This window comes from Streptomyces sp. NPDC053673 (assembly GCF_055585225.1).
Window position 1 is genome coordinate 50682 of sequence record NZ_JBVJKN010000003.1, and the last position, 19592, is coordinate 70273.

Here is a 19592-nt window from a genome sequence, read left to right on the forward strand (position 1 = left end):
GGAGGAACTCACTGCCCGGCCGATCCCGGTGCCGACTCCATCGCGATGATCGTTGCGCACATGAAAGTGCGGCGTGCCGGGCCGGTTGGTCCTGGCACGCCGCGATGGGGGTGGCGCAGCCGCACCTGGTCACCCGGGTGCGGCTAGCGGTCCGGGGCTAGCGGTCGTGGTGGCGTCCGCGACCCCACGGCTCGTCGTCGTATCCGCGGCCCCACGACTCGGTGTCGACGGTGCGCCCCCGGTCGTTGCGGAGAGTCGCGGTGTCGTGCCTGTCCCAGATCTGCTCGCGGCGGTCCTGGTACACGTCGCGATGGGTGTCGCGGCCGAAGCCGGTGTGGACTCTGACGCTGGAGCGGGCGGGCAGGCGAAGGTGCTTGAAGCGGTAGCGGTTGCCGTCGCTGTCGCTCAGGGTCCAGCCGCTCAGGTCCACCGCGTGCCGGCCGGCGTTCGTCACTTCGACCCACTCGGCGTTCAGGCTGCGGTTGGAGCGGTTCTCGCGTCCGGGGCTGTTGTGCTGAACCTGGCCGATGACCACTGCGGAACGCCGGGACTCGTGGCGGCCGTGGCGGTCGTAGCGGTCGTCCGTGTCGGCCGCGGACGCCGGCAGGGCCGCTACGCCGACGAGCACGCCGGACGCGAGGACCGTCGCGACAAGGCGACGGGCGTTACGAGAAGCAGACATGGATGCCCTCTCAAGTCAGTGCGCACAGACTCTGGATCAGGGTCGGTGAGCGGACCATGTTCTCGGCCGGTGCCGAGGACGCACACCCTGGCGTGATCACCTCGACCACAAGCGGATGAATCGACCCGAGTTACAAAAAGCAGACATTTCCGTAACTCTCCGCTGTATAGGGCATCGACGGGGAGGTGCCCGGCCGGCGAACCCGCTGCCCGATACAGCGACCCGTACAAGGATCAACAACAAGCGGTTGCCATCGGTCGCGCCACCCCGCACGCCACCCCGGCCCCAGGGGTCACGCGCCTGCAGATCTCTGTAACAGCGCGGACGCTCGCCACGCCGTACGGGCGAGGCGCGTCGTACAGGCGAGGCATGCCGCCCGGTCCGCGTTCCGGGCCTCGCGCCGCAGCGGCCGTCCTCGCTGGTCCTGGCGGCCGTGGAGTGGGACGCTGAGAGGGGGTGCGGGCCCGAGAAGATACGGGAGGGCCGATGGGACGAGACGTCCCCGCGCTGGTGTTCACCCGTGAAGACCGGCGGCGCTACCGGAACAAGATGCAGCAGTGCCTCGATGCCTTCGCCCTGATGCTTCGCGAGGCGCGCTTCGAGTCCGAACGGCCCCAGGTGGGCCTGGAGATCGAGCTGAACCTGGTGGACGCCGCGGGCGAGCCGGCGATGCGGAGCACCGACGTACTCGAGGCGATCGCGGATCCCGCGTGGTCCAGTGAGCTGGGCCGGTTCAATCTGGAGATCAACATCCCGCCGAGGCAGCTGACGGCGGGCGGGCCCGATGCGTGGGAGCAGGAGATCAGGGACGCCCTCAACCACGCCGAGGAGCACGCTTCGGCGGTGGGCGCCCATCTGGCCATGGTCGGGATCCTGCCGACGCTGAAGCTGTCGGACGTGGGCGAGGCGGCACTGTCGGAGAACCCTCGGTACCGGCTCCTGAACGAGCAGGTGTTCGCCGCCCGGGGTGAGGATCTACGGATCGCGGTGGATGGCGTGGACCGGCTGCGGACCTACGCGGACACCATCACGCCGGAGGCGGCGTGCACCAGCACCCAGTTCCATCTGCAGGTCTCACCGGACGAGTTCGCGGGGTACTGGAACGCGGCGCAGGCGATCGCGGGTGTGCAGGTCGCACTGGCTGCCAACTCTCCCTTCCTGTTCGGCAAGGAGCTGTGGCGCGAGACCCGGATTCCCCTCTTCGAGCAGGCCACGGACACCCGTCCCCAGGAGATCAAGGTGCAGGGAGTCCGGCCGAGGGTGTGGTTCGGCGAGCGGTGGATCACCAGCGTCTTCGACCTCTTCGAGGAGAACGTGCGCTACTTCCCCGCGCTGCTGCCCCTGTGCGACGAGGAGGACCCGCTGGAGACGCTGGACGGCGGCGACATCCCCGAACTGGCCGAACTCACATTGCACAACGGCACGATCTACCGGTGGAACCGCCCCGTCTACGCCGTCGCCCACGACAGACCCCATCTCCGGGTGGAGAACCGGGTGCTGCCGGCCGGGCCGACGGTGGCCGATGTGCTGGCGAACGGTGCCTTCTACTACGGACTGACGCGCGCCCTGGTCGAGGAGGACCGGCCGGTCTGGTCACGGATGTCGTTCTCGGCGGCCGAGGAGAATCTGCACACCGCGGCCCGGCACGGGATCGACGCACGTCTGTACTGGCCGGGCATGGGCGAGGTGCCGGTGGCCGAGCTCGTTCTGCGGCGCCTGCTGCCGCTGGCGCATGCGGGGCTGGAGCATTCGGGCATGGATGCGTCGTGGCGGGAGCCGCTGCTGGGAGTCATCGAGCAGCGGTGCGTCACCGGCCGTAACGGCGCCGTGTGGCAGTCGGAGATGTTCCATCACATCGCCGACACCGCTCACGTGGATCACCATGAAGCGCTGCGGCGCATGACAGTGCAGTACATGGACTACATGCACCTCAACGCGCCGGCTCATACCTGGCCCGTCGACTGAAGCGGCGCCCCGGCCGCCCCGGCCTCCCACGTGACTACCGCCCTGCACGGTAAGGGAGCGGTCGCGGGGCGTGTTGCGCACATCTAAAATTGGGCATATCAGACAAACCCGGCCGATCATCCTTGCCCCGGGCTCTTGGGAGTGCTCATGAACCGCATCTCGGTGACTGTGGACGGCATCGCCTACGAGGACGACGTGGAACCACGTCTGCTGCTCGTCCACTACCTGCGGGACCGACTGGGGCGGACCGGCACCCCCATCGGCTGCGACACCAGCAACTGCGGCGCGTGCACCGTCGAGCTGGACGGGCAGAGCGTCAAGAGCTGCTCGGTGCTCGCGGTGCAGGCAGACGGGGGCGAGGTGACGACCGTCCAGGGGCTCGGTGCCGAGGGCGGCGGTTTCGACCCCTTGCAGAAGGCGTTCCACGAGAAGCACGCCCTGCAGTGCGGATACTGCACGCCCGGAATGATCATGGCGGCGCGGGATCTGCTCCGGGAGAATCCGCATCCGACTGCTGACGAGGTACGCGAGGCCCTCGAAGGCAACCTCTGCCGGTGCACGGGGTACCAGAACATCGTCCAGGCCGTGCTCGCAGCCGCCCGCGACGGACAGGGAGCCGTGGCATGACCGCGCAGCCGGCGGGCGGAACGCGCGAGAGGGAAGTGGGCCGTGCCCGGGCGCGCAAGGAGGACGCGCACCTCCTCACCGGACAGACCACATGGACGGACAACATCAGCGTGCCCGGGATGCTGCACATGGCGATTCTGCGCAGTCCCATGGCGCATGCGCGGATCGACCGGGTGGACGTGACGCCCGCGCGGGAGCGGCCCGGGGTCGTCGCCGCGTACAGCGGGCGTGACCTCGCGGACGGGCTGGCGTCGATGCCGTGCGCATGGCCGGTGACCGAGGACATCGTGATGCCCGACCATCCGCCGATCGCCGTCGACGAGGTCCGCTACGCCGGGGACCCGGTGGCCGTGGTGGTCGCACGGGACCGCTACGCGGCGGCCGACGCGCTGGAGGCGGTGGAGGTCGACTACACGCCGCTGGAACCGGTGCTCGACCTGGAGGCCGCCCTCGCGGACGGCGCACCGCTGGTCCACGCGGACAAGGGGACGAACCGGTGCTATGTCTGGCCGCTGACGACCGGTGAGGACTGGGAATCGGTCCAGGCGCGGGCCGACATCGTGGTGCGGCGGCGATTCGTCCAGCAGCGTCTGATCCCCAACGCGATGGAGCCACGGGCCGTGGTCGTGACGCCGATCGCCGCGTCCGGGGAGTACACCCTGTATTCCGCGACCCAGATCCCGCACATCGTGCGGGTGCTGATGGCCATGGTGACCGGCATTCCGGAGCAGAAACTGCGGGTGATCGCGCCGGATGTCGGCGGCGGGTTCGGCTCCAAGCTCCAGGTGTACGGGGAGGAGGCGGTCGCGCTCGCCGTCGCCCGGAATCTGGGCCGCCCCGTGAAGTGGACCGAGTCGCGCTCCGAGGGCTATCTGGCCACCCACCACGGCCGCGGCCAGATCCAGGACGTCCGGATCGCCGCGACGCGCGAGGGGAAGCTCCTCGGCCTGAAGGTCGATCTGCTGGCCGACATGGGCGCGTATCTGATGCTGATCACGCCGGGGACTCCGCTGCTCGGCGCGTTCATGTACCCGGCGATCTACAAGATGGACGCCTACGCGTTCACCTGCACCGGTGTGTTCACGACCCGGACCCCCACGGATGCCTACCGCGGCGCAGGGCGGCCGGAGGCGACGTTCGCGATCGAACGGATCATGGACGAGCTCGCCGTCGAGCTGGGCATGGACCCACTCGAGCTGCGCCGCCTCAACTGGATCGGGCATGACGAGTTCCCGTACACGTCGATCGCGGGACTCACCTACGACAGCGGCAACTACGAAGCGGCGACGGCCAAGGCGCTCGCGCTGTTCGGCTACGAGGGGCTGCGCGCCGAGCAGCAGGAGCGGGCGCGGCGCGGCGACCCGGTCCGGCTGGGCATCGGCGTGTCGACGTACACGGAGATGTGCGGGATCGCACCGAGCCGGGTGCTGAGGGATCTGCGGTACGCCGCCGGGGGCTGGGAGGCGGCGACCATCCGCATGCTGCCGACCGGCAAGGTCGAGGTGGTCACGGGGACGAGCCCGCACGGTCAGGGGCATGTGACCTGCTGGAGCCAGATCGCGGCGGATGTGCTGGGTGTGCCGTTCGAGGATGTCGAGGTGGTGCACGGGGACACCCGGGCGGCGCCGCAGGGGATGGACACCTACGGTTCGCGTTCGCTCGTGGTCGGCGGCTCGGCGGTCCACGCGGCGGCGCAGAAGGTCGTGGAGAAGGCCAGGAAGGTCGCCGCGCATCTGCTGGAGGCCAGTGAGGACGATCTGGACTTCGCGGACGGCGTGTTCTCCGTGCGGGGCTCGCCGGAGGCACGGCGGACGATCCAGGAGGTGGCATTCGAGACGTTCTCCTCGCACGACCTGCCCGACGGCATGGAGCCGACGATCAACGCCGAGCATCTGGTGGACCCGGACAACTTCTCGTATCCGCACGGGACGCATCTGTGCGCGGTCGAGGTCGACACGGAGACGGGGCGGACGCGGATTCGTTCGTACGTGTGCGTCGACGACGTCGGCCGGGTGGTCAACCCGGTGATCGTCGAGGGACAGGTGCACGGAGGCCTCGCGCAGGGCATCGCACAGGCCCTGTACGAGGAGGCCGTGTACGACGACGACGGCAACCTGGTGTCCGGGACCATGGCCGACTATCTCGTGCCGTCGGCGATGGATCTCCCGGAGTTCACGACGGAGCGCACCGAGACGCCGGCAACGTCGAACCCGCTCGGGGTGAAGGGCGTGGGCGAGGCCGGGACCATCGCGTCGACGCCGGCCGTGGTGAACGCGATCGTGGACGCGCTGCGTCCGCTGGGCGTCACGGACGTGGCGATGCCGTGCACCCCGGAGCGGGTCTGGCAGGCCATCAGGCAGGCACGCACGGCGGGAGGACGGTCCGCGGCGGGCCAGGAGCGACCGGAGGGCGAAGTACCGACGACGGGCCAGGCGCCCGCCCCGAGCGAAGAGGGGATGGCATGATCCCTGCAGCCTTCGACTACGCGCGACCGGAGACGCTGGACGAGGCCGTGCGCGCGCTGGCGGGCGCCGGTGAGGAGGGGAAGGTGCTGGCCGGCGGTCAGAGTCTGCTGCCGATGCTGCGGCTGCGGCTCGCGTTCCCGGAGCTGGTGGTGGACGTCGGGCGGATCCCGGAGCTGAAGGGCGTGCGTGAGGACGGGGACGTTCTGGTCATCGGGGCGATGACCACGCATCACGACGTGATCCGCGATCCGCTGGTACGGCGCCACGCAGGGTTGCTGACAGCAGCGACGGAGACGGTCGCCGATCCGGCCGTACGGCACCGGGGGACGCTGGGCGGCGCACTTTCCCACGCCGACCCGGCCGGGGATCTGCCGGCGGTCGTCCTCGCCCTGGACGGAGAGCTGGTCGCGGCGGGCCCGCAGGGGCGGCGGACGATCCCGGCGCGGGAGTTCTTCGCCGACTACCTGCAGACCGCGCTGCGGCCGGACGAACTGGTGGTGGAGGTGCGGGTGCCGAAGACGGACGGCTGGGGCTTCCACTACGAGAAGTTCCAACGGGTGGCCCAGGCATGGGCCATCGTCGGCGTGGCGGCGCTGGTACGGGGCGGCGACGGCGGTATCGCGGAGGCCAGGGTCGGGCTGACGAACATGGGGGCGACACCGCTGCGGGCCGCGGCGGCGGAGGCGGCCCTCGCGGGCGCCGACGGCCCGCAGGCCGTGGCGCGGGCCGCGGAGGCGGCGGCCGAGGGCACGCGCCCGTCCTCCGACCTGTCGGCATCCGCCGAGTACCGGAAGCATCTGGCCCGGGTGCTCACCCGGCGGGCCGTGCTGGCCGCGGCCGGGATGGCCTGACGGGTTCCCCGTGGAGGAGCGAGCCCCGTGGATGACGGAGATGGGCGGGCCCGCGCAGGGGGCCGCCGGGGGCGGCGCACGCGCGTCCGACTCCGCGTCGACGGCGTCCGGCTACCGGCCGGCGACGGTGTCCGGCTCCGGGGCCGCGCGGGACCATGGCGAGGGACGGTCGGCGGGTGAGGCGATGTCCGTGCCGCCGGGACCCGACGAGGTACGGGAGGGGCTGGAGGCGGTCGGATATCTCGTGGACGACGGGCTGGCGATCGCCTGCTTCCTGGCGTTGAAACTCCATCGGCCGATCTTCTGCGAGGGGGACGCGGGCGTGGGCAAGACGTCGCTCGCGGGGGCGCTGGCGCAGATGCTGGGTGCGCCGTTGATCCGGTTGCAGTGCTACGAGGGGATCGATGCCTCACAGGCGCTGTACGACTGGGACTTTCCACGCCAGTTGCTGCATCTGCGGGCCGCCGAGGCCGCCGGGATCACCGATGTGGAGCAGCTGGAGGACGAGCTGTACGACCGGCGGTTCCTCATCGAGCGGCCACTGCTGCAGGCGCTGCGGACACAGCCGTCGGTGCTGCTGGTCGACGAAGTGGACCGGGCCGACGACGAGTTCGAGGCGTTTCTGCTGGAGCTGCTGTCGGAGTACACGGTCACCGTGCCGGAACTGGGCACGCTGCGGGCCACGGCGCCGCCGGTGGTGGTGCTCACCTCGAACCGGACGCGTGAGGTGCACGACGCGCTGAAACGGCGCTGTCTGTACCACTGGTTCGACCACCCGTCCTTCGCCCGCGAGCTGGCGATCGTCCGCAGACGGCTGCCGGGAGTGACCGCGCGGCTCGCCGAGCAGGTGACCTGCGTCGTACAGGCGCTGCGGGCCGAGGAGTTGCTGAAGCCGCCCGGGGTCGCCGAGACCATCGACTGGGCGGAAGCCCTGGACGCGCTGGGTGCGACGGAGCTGGATGCCGAGCTGGCGGTGGCCACCCTGGGTTCGGTGCTGAAGTACCGGGAGGACGCCGAGCGGGCCCGTTCCCTGGACCTGTCCGCGATCCTCGCGCTGCGCGGGGCGGGGGCGTGAGAACGATGACGACGACGGCAGCCGACGGGCCCGCGGTGCTGGTGGGGTTCGCGCGTGCGCTACGGGCGGCTGGGCTGGACGCGGGGCCGGACCGGGTGCAGACGTTTCTGCGGGCGCTCGGCGAACTGGGGCCGCAGCAGCGTACGGACGTGTACTGGGCCGGACGGCTCACTCTCTGCGGCAGCCAGGACGATCTGGACCGCTACGACCAGGTGTTCGCCGCCTGCTTCGACCGGCGTGCGGCCGGGCCCCGGCCGCGAGCGCGGCCACTGGCCGTTCCCCCGCCGCCGCGGCTCGTCGTACGGGAGACGGACCGCGCCCGCGGGGCCGAGGCCGGTCAGGACGAGGAGCACGCGGGAGCGGCAGCCGCGCTCGCCAGCTCCGCCGAGGTGCTGCGCCACCGTGATGTCGCCGAGTTGACCGGCACCGAACGCGAGCAGCTGCGGCGGCTGCTGGCCGCGTTCGCGCTTCGCGGCGAACCGCGGCGTTCCGCCCGGCTGCGTCCGGCACGGCGCGGGGCCGTGGATCCGCGGCGGACCGTACGGGAGTGGCTGCGCCGGGGCGGGGAGCCGGCCCGGCTGCGGTACCGGGCACGGGCCGAGCGGCCACGCCGGGTGGTGCTGCTGCTGGACGTGAGCGGTTCGATGGCCCCGTACGCGGACGCGCTGCTGCGCTTCGCGCATGCGGCGGCGCATCGCGGGCCTTCGGGGCCGCGGGCGGCGACGGAAGTGTTCACGATCGGCACCCGGCTGACCCGGGTGACCGGCGCGCTCGGGCATCGCGACCCGGACGCGGCGATGGCGGCCGTTGCGGCCGTGGTCCCGGACTGGAGCGGCGGCACCCGGCTCGGTGAGATGCTGCGCGCCTTCCTCGACCGGTGGGGGCAGCGCGGCATGGCCCGCGGCGCGGTGGTCGTGGTGCTCTCCGACGGCTGGGAGCGCGGGGATCCGGCGCTGCTGGCGGCCCAGATGCGACGGCTGCACCGGCTCGCGCACCGGGTGGTGTGGGCCAACCCGCGCAAGGCACGCCCGGGCTACGCGCCGCTCGCGGCCGGGATGGCAGCGGCCCTGCCGAGTGTCGACACGTTCGTCGAGGGGCACAGTCTGGCGGCTCTGGAGCGCCTCGCGGCGGTGGTGAGAGGAGACGGCCGTGCGTGAGACCCGGGGCCGCGGAAAGAATGGACGGCCGGGTGCGAGTCACGGGCCGGGCGTGAGGTGGGCGCCGGGCTCGGGAAAGCGCGGCCATATGGGCGTGGTGGTGGTACGCGAGGCGCCGGGCCGTGGGCGTGGGCCCGGACCGAGGCTTGGCACGGAGCCGTGTCGGAGAGGAATCGAGGATGCGTGAGATTCTGCCGGCGCTGAACCGGTGGTACGCGGCGGGCGAACCGTTCGGGCTGGCCACAGTGGTCGCGGTGAGCCGCAGTGCGCCGCGTGGTCCGGGCGCGGCGATGGCCGTCGGCCCGGGCGACGAGGTCGTGGGAAGTGTTTCCGGCGGCTGTGTGGAAGGCGCGGTCTTCGACCTCGCCAAGGAGGTCATCGCCGACGGCGTGGCGCGGTTGCAGACCTTCGGCTACAGCGACGAGGACGCTTTCGCGGTGGGGCTGACCTGCGGCGGGGAGATCACACTGCTCGTGCGGTCCGTGTCGCCGGGCGCCGACGAGACGTTCGGCGCGGTCGCCGAGTCCGTTGCCGCACACCGGCCCGTGACGGTGGCGACGGTGACCGACGGCCCCGCGCCGCGCGGTGCCGCGCTGGCCGTGTGGCCGGACGCGGTGTCCGGTTCGCTGGGATCGGCGGGCTTGGATGTCGCGGTCGTCGCCGATGCGCGGGGCGAGCTCGCGCAGGGCGCGACGGGGCTGCGGCACTACGGGCCCGAGGGGCAGCGCCGCGAGGACGTTGTGTCCGTGTTCCTGCATTCGTTCGCGCCGCCGCCGAGGATGCTGGTCTTCGGGGCGATCGACTATGCGGCAGCCGTCGCCCGGATCGGCGACTTCCTGGGCTACCGGGTGACGGTGTGCGATGCGCGTCCGGTGTTCGCGACGCCGAAGCGCTTCCCCGAGGGCGTCGAGGTCGTGGTCGACTGGCCGCACCGCTATCTGCACGGCACCGAGACGGATGCCCGCACCCTGATCTGCGTCCTGACGCATGATCCGAAGTTCGACGTGCCGCTGCTGGAGGAGGCACTGCGCCGTCCGGCGGCGTACATCGGGGCGATGGGCAGTCGCCGTACGCATGACGACCGTATGAAGCGGCTGCGGGAGACCGGGCTGGATGACGCGCAGTTGGCCCGGCTGCGTTCGCCGGTCGGGCTGGATCTCGGGGCCCGTACACCGGAGGAGGTCGCCATCTCGGTGGCCGCGGAGATCGTCGCGCTGCGCTGGGGCGGAAGTGGCGCTCCGCTGACGGCGACCGCCGGCGCGATCCACCCTTCGGGGCCGGACCCCGGATGACGCCGGCCGGGCCCGACCGGGGCCGGGCACTCTCGTGAGGAGAGGCCGGGCCTTCTCGTGAGGAGGAGCGGAGCATGGAGTTGCAGCACGAGTTCACCGTCCCCGTCCCGGTCGAGGACGCCTGGCGGGCTCTCCTCGACATTGAGCGGGTGGCGCCCTGCATGCCCGGTGCGACGGTGGAGGAGTTCGACGGCGAGACGATCACCGGCACCGTGAAGGTCAAGGTCGGCCCGATCTCGCTGACGTACCGGGGCACCGCTGTGTTCGACGAGAAGGACGAGGCGGCGCACCGGATGGTGCTGACCGCGGGCGGGAAGGAAGTCCGCGGCCAGGGCACGGCACGGGCCACCGTGACGTCCACGCTCGCCGAGGCCGGTGGTGGTACGGCCGTGACCGTGCGGACCGATCTCGCGGTGACGGGGCGGCCGGCCCAGTTCGGGCGGGGCGTGATGGCCGAAGTCGGCGACAAGCTCGTCGGCCGGTTCGCCGCCTGTCTGACCGAGCAGCTGGCCGGGTCCGCCGCCGGACCGGACGGAGCTCCTCCCCCGCCGCGTGACGAAGCGGCGGAGGCCGGTCGCACCGAGGCCGAGCCGATCGATCTCGTACGGACCGCGGGCCTTCCGGTGGCCAAGCGCGCGGTGGTGGCGGCGCTGGTGGCCGGGCTTGTCGCCGCTCTCGTCTTCGTACTGCTGCGGCGACGGCGCTGACACCTCGCTCACGACGCCCCTGCCCGCGTCCCAACTGAACCGACCGGAGCGCCCCGATTCAGCCGCGTCCCGGTGCCAGGCGGCCAGAGGCCCGGCACCGGGACGCGGCTGGTGCTCAACTGCTGAACCGCTCAACCGCTACTGACCGGCGTCAGCCGCCCAGCCCGTCCGCGGCCTTCTTGATGTCCGCCGCGAAGGCGCTCACCTCGGTGTAGACACCGGGCTTGCCCGGGCGCGCGCAGCCCTCGCCCCAGCTGACGATGCCGACCTGGATCCAGGCTCCCGCGTCGTCCTTGCGGAACATGGGGCCGCCGGAGTCACCCTGGCAGGTGTCGACGCCGCCGGTGTCCAGGATCCCGGCGCAGAGCTCGTCGCCGGGGGTCAGCTGGTCGCCGTACGCCTTCTGGCAGGTGGCGTCGTCGATGGCCGGGACCTTGGCCTTGAGCAGATAGCGCTGCTGGTCGCCGCCTTCCTTGTCCGCGCCCCAGCCGGCGATGTCGAATTCGCCGGTGTTGAACTTGTCGTCCGCGGCGATCGGCAGGGTCGGCAGATCGATCGGCTTCTCGAGCTTGATCAGCGCCCAGTCCTTGCCCTTGCCGTTGTAGCCGGGCGCCTGGAGGACCTCGGTGGACTTCACGCTGATCGCGTTGGAGTCCTCCAGGTCGGCGACGCCCGCCGTGGCGGTGATGCCGGTGTTCGGGCCACTGCCGTCGACGCAGTGGGCGGCGGTCAGAACGATGTCCTTGGCGTACAGTGCGCCACCACAGCCCATGGACAGCCGGACCATGAACGGGAATTCACCCTGATCGGCCTTGGTCCCGCCGACGACCTTCGTGCCTATCTCACCGCGTGGGGTCGGTGCGGAGGCTGCGTTGGCCGCGCCGGGCTGGAGGCTGAAGGCGGCCAGGGCGACGGCACCGATCGCGGTGGTCGTCCTGAGGTGCTTCAGGTAGCTCTTCAATGGACTTCCTCTCGTGGGGGGTATGCGTCAATGACGGGCCCATGCCAACCCCGGAATCGGAAGTCACCACCGAACGAAGTGCGTCGGAAAACGGCAGCACACTGCAAGGCGTCCGAACCCAGTGGGGGATGAGTCCGCAAAGCGCCCTGCGATTATGTGGAACAGGAGACCGGGGTGACAAGGGTTCACAATCCCCCAACTCCCCTTCGGACTATGACCCGTTGGGTCCATATCGACCCATCCCAACCACTATTGCCGTGCGCTGTTACACGAGTGATACGCAATCTCCGGAGAGCTGTGTCGTTGGCTCAATCCGCGCGGAATCCAGCGGCGCGAGTGCGGTAATCCAGCCAGAATTGCGTGCCGAAACAACCAAGGCCGGCAACCTTCGGACCGCCGTCGCCCACGTGCTGGGCCTGTCCAGGGCCAGGCATGGAACGAGCGTCGGACGGCTGCCTTCACTCCGGCCGCTGCCGGAGGAACTGTTCGGCGCCGGCCGACTGTTCACACCGCGCTGACCGCCCGGTGGCATTCGCTGTCAGCAGTACTCGCCCATCATGCGGCCGGTCTGTATTGCCCCGTGGATGCCCCTCGACAACTACGAACGAGTTCAGGACGGACCGGGAGCGGTGCTTCGGTCGTTCAGGTAGCTCGCGCGCCCCTCGTCGTCGAGCTCGAACGGCCCCTCGGGAATGATGCAGAACTCGTTCCCCTCGGGGTCGGCCATGACCAGGAAGCCTCCCGCCGCATACTGCTGGAGCAGCCGGCCGCCCAACGCCTCGACCCGTTCCTGCTCGGCGGCCGGGTCCGGCGAGGCGACGTCGAAGTGGATACGGTTCTTGCCGGCCTTCGGCTCGGCGACCTTCTGGAAGCCCATTCCCGGGCCGTCGCCACGCGCGAGCCAGACGTACGGACCTGTCCTCGCCGCAACAGGTCTTCCGAGGAGCTGAGCCCAGAACGAGGCCAGTCGCTCCGGATCGCGGCAGTCGATGATGAGGTCCTTGATGGTCAGGTGGGTGCCAGGCATTCCGAGATGCTCCCAGATCGCCGCTGCCCGGCCGGGACCGGGTGGCCCGGGAGCGGCGGGAGGCCGGCGCCGTCTGCCGCGCGGTGTGCGTGGCACGCGCCTGTCGCCTCCGTTCCTTCGGTCACTGCTCACGGCACAGTGGAGGCATGAACGCAGACAACAGGAACATTCTCGCCCGAGCGGGCGTGGCGACCAGGCTGCCGGCCCAGGACCTGGACCGGGCGCGGCGTTTCTACTCCGAGCAGCTCGGGCTGGAGCCCGTCGATGAACGGCCCGGTGGGCTGCTGTATCGCTGCGGAGGCGTGGAGTTCGTCCTGTTCCGATCGGCGGGAGCGTCGCCCGGCACGTTCACTCAGATGGCGTGGCAGGTCGACGACATCGAGGCAGTCGTGTCGGAACTCGAACGGCGCGGCGTGGTGTTCGAGGATGTCGACCTGCCCGGCCCGCTCGGCGGCATGCGTACGAGGGACGGGATCGCCGAGATCGAGGGGAACTACCCGAGCAAGGGCGCGCGGGGTGAACGCGGCGCCTGGTTCCGTGACAGCGAGGGGAACGTGCTGGGCATCGGCCAGCCGGTCGTCTGAGGAGTACGCGCCCGGTCATCGCGCCCCGGGAACCGCGGCGGCGGCCAGGCAGCGTGCCTCGATGCTTCCGTTGGCGAGCTTCGCCAACGGAAGCAGCACTCAGCGCCCAGCACTCAGCGCTCAGCGAGGCAGCGAGCATCAGCGGGTCCTGGGTCGTGTACGCGGCCTGGCCACTCGCCGCAGCAGCCATCGCCATGGCCGCCGTCCGCCGCCGCGACCTGTGAGCCCGCGAAACGTGATCCGGGTACGTAGGCTGACACCACGTGCACGCGATCACTCGGGAGGTTCAACGGCCGTGTCGGACCAGGGAGTTTATGTCATCACCGGCGGGGGAACGGGCATCGGCGCCGCCACCGCCCGGAGACTGCGTGCGGACGGCCACCACGTCGTCGTGTCCGGGCGGCGACCCGGGCCGCTGCAGCACATCGCCCAGGAGACCGGAGCCCTGGCTCACCCGGCCGACACCACGGACCGCGATGCGGTCGACGGTCTCGTCGACGCGGCCCTGAGCCCGTACGGCCGGCTCGACGGACTTGTGCTCAACGCCGGTATCGCGCGCGCCGGCGCCGTCGGCGACCTGTCGGACGAGGACTGGGAGGACGTTATGCGGACCAACGTCACCGGACCGTTTCTCCTCCTGCGCGCCGCCCTCCCGCATCTGCTGCGGTCACGCGGCGCCGTCGTCGCGGTCGCCTCGGTCTCCGCTCTGCGCAACGGGCAGGGGAACGCCGCGTACGCGACGTCCAAGTCCGCCCTGCTCCAGCTGTGCCGATCGCTCGCCGTCGACTACGGCCAGGAGGGACTGCGCGCCAACACCGTCTGCCCCAGCTGGGTGCGTACGGAGATGGCCGACCGGCGCATGGCCCGCTTCGCCGAGGAAGCCGGACTCACGGGCTCCGTAAGCGGGGAAGCCGCCCGGGGAAGGGGCGACGGAACCGACGCGGCGTACGAGGAGGCCACCCGGCTCATCCCCGCACGCCGCCCCGGCGAACCCGGCGAAGTGGCCGAGGCGATCGCCTGGCTCCTCTCACCCGCCGCTTCGTTCGTCAACGGCGCGGTGCTCACCGTCGACGGCGGGGTGACGGCCCTCGATCCCGGCACTCTCGCCTTCGGCCATCGCATCGAGCCCCGTCCTGCCCACGGCGGCTGAATCCCCGAAGGTCAGGCCGGAGCCCGTCAGATCGGCGCGGATGCCCTCGCGTTCCACGACGACGTCCCGCAGGCGTATGTCCCCGGACGTCGCCTTCGGCAACTCGAAGGAGAGCGAGAGCCGGTCGGAGAGCGCCGGAGGCCGCAGTTTCAACAGGGAGCCGATCAGCTGCGGGTCGATGCCGGCCTTCTCCAGCAGCCAGGGGTGGTCGACGACGACATCGACGAGGTTGACCTTCATCAACTGCTGGAGGAAGCGCGGGGAACCGGTGAGGCGGCTCAGTTCCTCCTCATTGCGCAGTGCGTCGTCGATCCGGGACTCGGGGATGCCGAGGCGTTGCACCACGGCGGGGAGGGCTAGGAGGGCCTTGGCACGGGCTGCTTCGTCAATGATCCGGGCGGCCGCTTCGGCGTGGAGGCGAAGACCCGAGCGCGCGGGGTCCTTGCCTGGCCGGTAGGTGAAAAGGCCGGGGACGTCGAGGCGCATGTTCTCAACCGTGGTGGACACGGCGCGGTCGCCGTCCTGGCGGACGTGAGCCTCCGCCCCCACGCTCACCTCGCGGCCGGCCACGGGCAGTGATCCGGCGATGTGTATGCCGCCGCGTCCCGCACTGGTGAACCTGACTTGGGACGCGCCCAGTTCACGGTTGAGATCGTCGAACGAGAGGAGTACGTCACCGTCCATCCGGTCGACGACGGCCCCTCGGAGCGAGGCGGGGAGGTCGCCGGCGATCCGGATGTCTGTGGCGGTGGCGTGCACTTCGGCCAGGGAGACCTTGTCGGCGGCGACGTCCGGGAGGGTGACGTCGACCTTGTCGATCCGGTGGCCGAGCACCTGGGTGAGGAAGGGGAAGCCGGCGATGTCCACGTCGGGCCGGGCGGCGAGGCCGAGCGAGCTCTGGATCCTGTCCTCGGCCTTCTCCTCCGCGTATGTCACGGCCAGGCGGTCGCATACGACGAGGAGGGTGGCGCACACGACTGCACCGACGGCCAGTTTCAGTACGACGGGAACGACCGCGAGGCGACTCTTGCCGCGATGGTCGGGCGGTGACCAGTCCTCCGGCTCATCGTCGGAGGGGAGAGCGACACCGGCGCCGCCGGCGATACCGGAGGGACTGGCACGCGTGGAGGAGGAAGGATCTCCGAAGTCGGGTTCCGGGTCCGCCAGTTGTGCGAGTTCCTCGTACGGATTGCGTGGATGCGTGGATATGCGTGTGGGGGGTCGCATCGGCTCATCCCATCATAGGCACCACCGTCGAACGCAAGTCCGGCATCCGCCGAACTCGTCCCGGAATTCAGCTATCCCTGAGCGACGCGACGCTCGTCGGCGGCAATGGCAAGGTCGTTGATACTGGCGTAGCGCTTGCGCATCAGGCCGTGCTCGTCGAACTCCCAGTTCTCATTGCCGTAGGCGCGGAACCACTGGCCGGCGGCGTCGTGGTACTCGTACTCGAAGCGCACCGCGATGCGGTTGCCGTGGTAGGCCCACAGCTCCTTGCGCAGCCGGTAGCCGAGCTCCCGCTGCCACTTGCCGGTGAGGAATTCGACGATCTCCCGTCGGCCGTTCAGGAAGACATCGCGATTGCGCCACTCGGAGTCCTCGGTGTAGGCGAGGGCGACCTTCTCGGGATCGCGCGTGTTCCAGGCGTCCTCCGCGAGCTGGACCTTGAGGCGGGCGGTCTCCTCGGTGAACGGGGGCAGGGGCGGACGCTGCGAGGCGGGCATGACGGCTCCTTCCGGGCGAGAACGATCGTTCTCAGCTGGTCGGGTACTCTACGAGAACGTTGGTTCTCACGCAAATGGGGTGTCGGAGCATGGACATCGAGGCGACCAGGTCGCAGATCCTCGACGCGGCCGAGGAGCTCTTCTACGGCCAGGGCATCCAGGCGGTCGGCATGGATGCCGTGCGCTCCGCGTCCGGGGTCACGCTGCGACGGCTGTACCAGGTCTTCCCCTCGAAGGGGGCGCTCGTGGAGGCGTATCTGCTGCGGCGCGACACCCGGTGGCGGGACAGCCTCGTGGCGTACGTGGACGCCGCGGACGCGTCCCCGGACGATCGGGTCCTGGTGGTCTTCGACTGGCTGCGACGGTGGTTCGAGGAACCGGACTTCCGCGGCTGCGCCTTCATCAACTCGTTCGGGGAGCTGGGGGCGACGGCTCCGGAGGTCGCCGAGGCGGCCCGCCACCACAAGGAGGCGTTCCGGCAGTACATCGCCGGCCTCGCACACGACGCGGGAGCTCCGGACGGGATCGCCGCCCCCCTGGCCCTGCTCGCGGAGGGCGCCATCACCACGGCCGCGATCTCCGGTTCGCCCCGGCCGGCAAGCGACGCCCAGGAGGCCGCGCGACTGCTGCTGGGATCGGCGGTCGCGGCCTGAACCGGGAGGCCCGGAGGCGGAGTTGAGCGACCCGGTACCAGAGCCCGGCGCCCGTCCTGGGAGATCGTGAGCCGGACGACCCCCGGGGCCGGTTTCGACGACAGAGCGGGAGCTCTTCGGAACCGCGCGGCCGGACGGCGGGCCCGCCGTCACCGACCGGCAGTTCAGCGGCTTCGTCGACCGGTATGTGACGCCCGCCTTCCCCGACGGGCTCACCGTCCAGGGCGGGCAGGGTCAGTGGCGTGATGCCGGCGGGGTCATCGAGCGGGAGCGGTCGTACGAGCTGATCCTGATCTACCCGGCAGCCGGGGGCGGCAGCCGGGACCGGAGCATCGAGAAGATCCGTACGATGTACAAGCTGCTGTACGGACAGGAATCCGTGGCCCGGCTCGACGAGACCGTGCGGGCGGACTTCTGACGGCGTTCGCGACGGACGGCGGCTCACCGGTTCCACGGAGAAGGGCGGTCGGTCCGTTCCGCGGGGAGCAGCGACGGACCCGTTCCACGGGTATCGGCTGCCGACCCGTTCCACGGGGAGCAGCGGCGCTGCAGCGGAAGACGCGCGGCGGAGGGGCGTCCGTACAGGAGCGCGGCAAGTGCTGCACCAAGGAGCCCGCCGACGAGCTGGGCTGCGATGATTCCGGGGCGCGAGGCCGGGGCGATGCCGGTGGAGGAGTCCGAGAAGGCACGACCGACTGTGGCGGCCGGGTTGGCGAAGGTCCGACGATGACGGCCACCAGGGCCACTGTTCCGATCAGTTCCGCCGCAGCGCGGCGCGGCAGCGTGCTGCACGTGCCCATGACGACTCCCCCACCACAAGTTCCCGAGCCGTGGAAAGTATATTCCGCCATCCGGAATGACCGCGCCCAGATGAGGCGGGTCGGAGGGGGCGTATTGAAGCGTGCGACCGCGCACGTGGTCGGGGAACCACTCCAGATGGTTTATCGTTCATCTAGACGTGAGTGCGCACGGGACATTCGTCCGGGTGCATGGCTCACCCCATAGCTGCCCCGGCCGGCCTCCCCCGACCGGCCGGGGCCTTCCTCCTCCGGCCTCCTCCGCCCGGCCTCTCCCCCGCCGTCGGCCTGGGGCTCAGCCTTCCTGGGACGTGCCGCCGCGGGCGGAAGCCAGAACCTGCTCGATGGTGTCCGCCTCCGCTGCGTTCTTGTCCGGACGGTGGCGTACCACGCGCGCGAAGCGCAGGGCCACCCCGGCCGGGTAGCGCGAGGAGCGCTGAAGGCCGTCGTAGGCGATCTCGACGACGAGTTCCGGCCGTACGCGTACGACGAAACCGTCGTCGCCCACGGCAAGTCCCCGCAGACGGCCTGTCTGCCAGCGCAGCATCGCGTCCGTGAGTCCCTTGAAGGTCTTGCCGAGCATGACGAAGGTGCCGTCGGGCGCGCGTGCGCCGAGGTGCAGGTTGGAAAGGAGCCCGGTGCGGCGGCCGTGACCCCATTCGACGGCCAGAACGACGAGGTCCAGGGTGTGGACGGGTTTCACCTTGAGCCATGAGCGACCTCGGCGGCCGGCGCTGTAGGGCGCGTCCAGGGCCTTGACCATGACGCCCTCGTGGCCACGGTCGAGGGTCGCGGCGAGGAAGTCCTCGGCCTCGCGCAGCTGGGGTGCGGAGCCGGGGTCCTCGATGACAACGCGCCGTACCCTCATGGGCTCGGGGACCAGGCGCGCCAGGGCCGCGTGCCGCTCGCGGCCGGTCAGGTCGAGCAGGTCGGCGCCGTCGTCGGCCAGGATGTCGAAGAAGACGGGTGACAGGGGCAGCGCGGCGGTCGCCGCGGCCACATCGGTGCGGGAGCCCACGCGTGAGGCGATGTCCTGAAAGGGCAGGGGCCGGCCGGCCGGGTCGAGCGCGATGACTTCGCCGTCCAGAATGAACCGGTCCCCCGGCAGTTCCCGCACCGAGGCCACGACGTCGGGCAGCCGTCCGGTGATGTCGTCGAGGGAGCGCGTGTGGATACGCACGTCACCGCCGGAGCGGTGGACCTGGATGCGAATGCCGTCCAGTTTCTCCTCGACGCAGCAGGGGCCGAGCGACTGGACCGCTTCGGCGACCGATGGCGCCGTATGGGCCAGCATCGGCTGGACCGGTCGGCCCACTCGCAGCCGGAAGGACACGAGCACGTCGGGGCCCTCGGCGAGGAGGCTTTCGGCCACGCGGGACAGGGACCCGTCCAGCATCACCGCGCGCCGGACGTCGCCGGCCGGGGCACCCGCCGCCTTGGCGACGGCCTCCAGAGCGATGGCGTCCAACGCGCCCTGGCGCACCTCACCGGTCAGCAGCCGGAACAGGAACTCCTGCTCGGGCGCGGTCGCCGCACCCATGAGCTCTCCGATCAGACGCTTGCGTTCGGCCTGCGCGCCGGCTCCGGCGACCTGGGCGAGTGCGGTGAACGCCGCGTCTGCGTCGCCGACGGTCAGGCCCGGCCGGTCGGCAGGCTGCGTCCGGTCCTTGAGGACGCTCCAGCCGACGCCCAGCCGTCCCTGCGGGAGCCGTCCGGCGAGATAGGAGATGACGAGCGCGGCCTCCTGGGGCCGGGCGTCCTCGAACAGGGAGGCCAGGGCTGCGATCTTGCGGGTACGGGACGGCTCGGCGGCAACCTGCCGTGACACGTCCGCTAGGCGGGCCAGCAGCATGCCGCCATCGTGCCCGGCTCCGC

The 19592-nt window shown here is 70.9% G+C and carries 16 protein-coding genes and 3 pseudogenes; 12 read left to right on the plus strand and 7 right to left on the minus strand.

The features are described 5' to 3' along the window. Positions 1–157: 157 nt before the first annotated feature. The gene (locus ACZ6ZQ_RS06090; RefSeq protein WP_469767370.1) at positions 158–682 is read right to left on the minus strand and encodes a lamin tail domain-containing protein; all 525 of its coding nucleotides are present in this window, start codon (positions 680–682) and stop codon (positions 158–160) included. 486 nt (positions 683–1168) lie between these two features. Between ACZ6ZQ_RS06090 and ACZ6ZQ_RS06095 the strand changes: the two genes are divergently transcribed. From ACZ6ZQ_RS06095 to ACZ6ZQ_RS06130, 8 genes are all read left to right on the plus strand, one after another. Further along, a complete protein-coding gene (locus ACZ6ZQ_RS06095) occupies positions 1169–2647 on the plus strand; it encodes a glutamate-cysteine ligase family protein (RefSeq protein WP_469767371.1) in 1479 nt (492 codons plus the stop codon). Between the two features lie 147 nt (positions 2648–2794). Continuing rightward, positions 2795–3274: a (2Fe-2S)-binding protein gene (locus ACZ6ZQ_RS06100; protein WP_469767372.1), complete on the plus strand. Its 480-nt coding sequence runs from the start codon at positions 2795–2797 to the stop codon at positions 3272–3274. Continuing rightward, positions 3271–5739 (plus strand): xanthine dehydrogenase family protein molybdopterin-binding subunit, encoded by a 2469-nt coding sequence (locus ACZ6ZQ_RS06105; RefSeq protein ID WP_469767373.1) that lies wholly within the window; start codon positions 3271–3273, stop codon positions 5737–5739. The genes ACZ6ZQ_RS06100 and ACZ6ZQ_RS06105 overlap by 4 nt, the downstream gene beginning before the upstream one ends. Continuing rightward, positions 5736–6590, plus strand: a complete 855-nt coding sequence (locus tag ACZ6ZQ_RS06110) for an FAD binding domain-containing protein (RefSeq protein WP_469767374.1) — start codon at positions 5736–5738, stop codon at positions 6588–6590. Before ACZ6ZQ_RS06105 ends, ACZ6ZQ_RS06110 begins: the two co-directional genes overlap by 4 nt. Positions 6591–6630: 40 nt before the next feature. Next, positions 6631–7665 (plus strand): AAA family ATPase, encoded by a 1035-nt coding sequence (locus ACZ6ZQ_RS06115; RefSeq protein WP_469767649.1) that lies wholly within the window; start codon positions 6631–6633, stop codon positions 7663–7665. A gap of 389 nt (positions 7666–8054) precedes the next feature. Continuing rightward, positions 8055–8822 (plus strand): vWA domain-containing protein, encoded by a 768-nt coding sequence (locus ACZ6ZQ_RS06120; RefSeq protein ID WP_469767375.1) that lies wholly within the window; start codon positions 8055–8057, stop codon positions 8820–8822. Between the two features lie 179 nt (positions 8823–9001). Beyond that, positions 9002–10114: an XdhC family protein gene (locus tag ACZ6ZQ_RS06125; RefSeq protein ID WP_469767376.1), complete on the plus strand. Its 1113-nt coding sequence runs from the start codon at positions 9002–9004 to the stop codon at positions 10112–10114. A 74-nt stretch (positions 10115–10188) separates the two neighbouring features. After that, positions 10189–10821: an SRPBCC family protein gene (locus ACZ6ZQ_RS06130; RefSeq protein ID WP_469767377.1), complete on the plus strand. Its 633-nt coding sequence runs from the start codon at positions 10189–10191 to the stop codon at positions 10819–10821. A gap of 151 nt (positions 10822–10972) precedes the next feature. On the opposite strand, the gene ACZ6ZQ_RS06135 is transcribed toward ACZ6ZQ_RS06130, so the two are convergent. Together ACZ6ZQ_RS06135 and ACZ6ZQ_RS06140 are read right to left on the minus strand one after the other, a co-directional pair. Then, the gene (locus tag ACZ6ZQ_RS06135; RefSeq protein WP_469767378.1) at positions 10973–11782 is read right to left on the minus strand and encodes a S1 family peptidase; all 810 of its coding nucleotides are present in this window, start codon (positions 11780–11782) and stop codon (positions 10973–10975) included. A 610-nt stretch (positions 11783–12392) separates the two neighbouring features. Next, positions 12393–12809: a VOC family protein gene (locus ACZ6ZQ_RS06140; RefSeq protein WP_469767379.1), complete on the minus strand. Its 417-nt coding sequence runs from the start codon at positions 12807–12809 to the stop codon at positions 12393–12395. Positions 12810–12955: 146 nt separating this feature from the next. On the opposite strand from ACZ6ZQ_RS06140, the gene ACZ6ZQ_RS06145 reads away from it, so the two are divergent. After that, complete coding sequence (locus ACZ6ZQ_RS06145; RefSeq protein ID WP_469767380.1) at positions 12956–13393, plus strand: VOC family protein; 438 nt, start codon at positions 12956–12958, stop codon at positions 13391–13393. Between the two features lie 295 nt (positions 13394–13688). Then, on the plus strand, positions 13689–14543 hold the full coding sequence (locus ACZ6ZQ_RS06150; protein ID WP_469767381.1) for an SDR family NAD(P)-dependent oxidoreductase: 855 nt from the start codon (positions 13689–13691) through the stop codon (positions 14541–14543). Between the two features lie 492 nt (positions 14544–15035). On the opposite strand, the pseudogene ACZ6ZQ_RS06155 reads toward ACZ6ZQ_RS06150, so the two are convergent. Next, a pseudogene (locus ACZ6ZQ_RS06155) lies at positions 15036–15770 on the minus strand (LmeA family phospholipid-binding protein); the annotation flags it as partial. Positions 15771–15841: 71 nt separating this feature from the next. Next, on the minus strand, positions 15842–16267 hold the full coding sequence (locus ACZ6ZQ_RS06160; protein ID WP_469767382.1) for a nuclear transport factor 2 family protein: 426 nt from the start codon (positions 16265–16267) through the stop codon (positions 15842–15844). Between the two features lie 89 nt (positions 16268–16356). On the opposite strand from ACZ6ZQ_RS06160, the gene ACZ6ZQ_RS06165 reads away from it, so the two are divergent. Together ACZ6ZQ_RS06165 and ACZ6ZQ_RS06170 are read left to right on the plus strand one after the other, a co-directional pair. Beyond that, on the plus strand, positions 16357–16920 hold the full coding sequence (locus ACZ6ZQ_RS06165) for a TetR/AcrR family transcriptional regulator (protein WP_469767383.1): 564 nt from the start codon (positions 16357–16359) through the stop codon (positions 16918–16920). Between the two features lie 106 nt (positions 16921–17026). Further along, positions 17027–17338, plus strand: a pseudogene (locus ACZ6ZQ_RS06170) (DUF3574 domain-containing protein); the annotation flags it as partial. Positions 17339–17361: 23 nt separating this feature from the next. Here the strand turns inward: ACZ6ZQ_RS06170 and ACZ6ZQ_RS06175 are convergent. Both ACZ6ZQ_RS06175 and ACZ6ZQ_RS06180 read right to left on the minus strand, forming a co-directional pair. Next, positions 17362–17640: pseudogene (locus ACZ6ZQ_RS06175) on the minus strand (hypothetical protein); the annotation flags it as partial. Positions 17641–18012: 372 nt separating this feature from the next. Beyond that, the gene (locus tag ACZ6ZQ_RS06180; RefSeq protein ID WP_469767384.1) at positions 18013–19569 is read right to left on the minus strand and encodes an ATP-dependent DNA ligase; all 1557 of its coding nucleotides are present in this window, start codon (positions 19567–19569) and stop codon (positions 18013–18015) included. Positions 19570–19592: the final 23 nt, after the last annotated feature.

Bases quoted from the DNA above. Each gene is read 5' to 3' on its own strand.
- ACZ6ZQ_RS06095 (WP_469767371.1), top strand. From the start codon at position 1,169: ATGGGACGAGACGTCCCCGCGCTGGTGTTCACCCGTGAAGACCGGCGG.
- ACZ6ZQ_RS06125 (WP_469767376.1), top strand. From the start codon at position 9,002: ATGCGTGAGATTCTGCCGGCGCTGAACCGGTGGTACGCGGCGGGCGAA.
- ACZ6ZQ_RS06165 (WP_469767383.1), top strand. From the start codon at position 16,357: ATGGACATCGAGGCGACCAGGTCGCAGATCCTCGACGCGGCCGAGGAG.
- ACZ6ZQ_RS06140 (WP_469767379.1), bottom strand. From the start codon at position 12,809: ATGCCTGGCACCCACCTGACCATCAAGGACCTCATCATCGACTGCCGC.
- ACZ6ZQ_RS06115 (WP_469767649.1), top strand. From the start codon at position 6,631: ATGGGCGGGCCCGCGCAGGGGGCCGCCGGGGGCGGCGCACGCGCGTCC.
- ACZ6ZQ_RS06110 (WP_469767374.1), top strand. From the start codon at position 5,736: ATGATCCCTGCAGCCTTCGACTACGCGCGACCGGAGACGCTGGACGAG.
- ACZ6ZQ_RS06105 (WP_469767373.1), top strand. From the start codon at position 3,271: ATGACCGCGCAGCCGGCGGGCGGAACGCGCGAGAGGGAAGTGGGCCGT.
- ACZ6ZQ_RS06145 (WP_469767380.1), top strand. From the start codon at position 12,956: ATGAACGCAGACAACAGGAACATTCTCGCCCGAGCGGGCGTGGCGACC.
- ACZ6ZQ_RS06100 (WP_469767372.1), top strand. From the start codon at position 2,795: ATGAACCGCATCTCGGTGACTGTGGACGGCATCGCCTACGAGGACGAC.
- ACZ6ZQ_RS06180 (WP_469767384.1), bottom strand. From the start codon at position 19,569: ATGCTGCTGGCCCGCCTAGCGGACGTGTCACGGCAGGTTGCCGCCGAG.
- ACZ6ZQ_RS06090 (WP_469767370.1), bottom strand. From the start codon at position 682: ATGTCTGCTTCTCGTAACGCCCGTCGCCTTGTCGCGACGGTCCTCGCG.
- ACZ6ZQ_RS06130 (WP_469767377.1), top strand. From the start codon at position 10,189: ATGGAGTTGCAGCACGAGTTCACCGTCCCCGTCCCGGTCGAGGACGCC.
- ACZ6ZQ_RS06160 (WP_469767382.1), bottom strand. From the start codon at position 16,267: ATGCCCGCCTCGCAGCGTCCGCCCCTGCCCCCGTTCACCGAGGAGACC.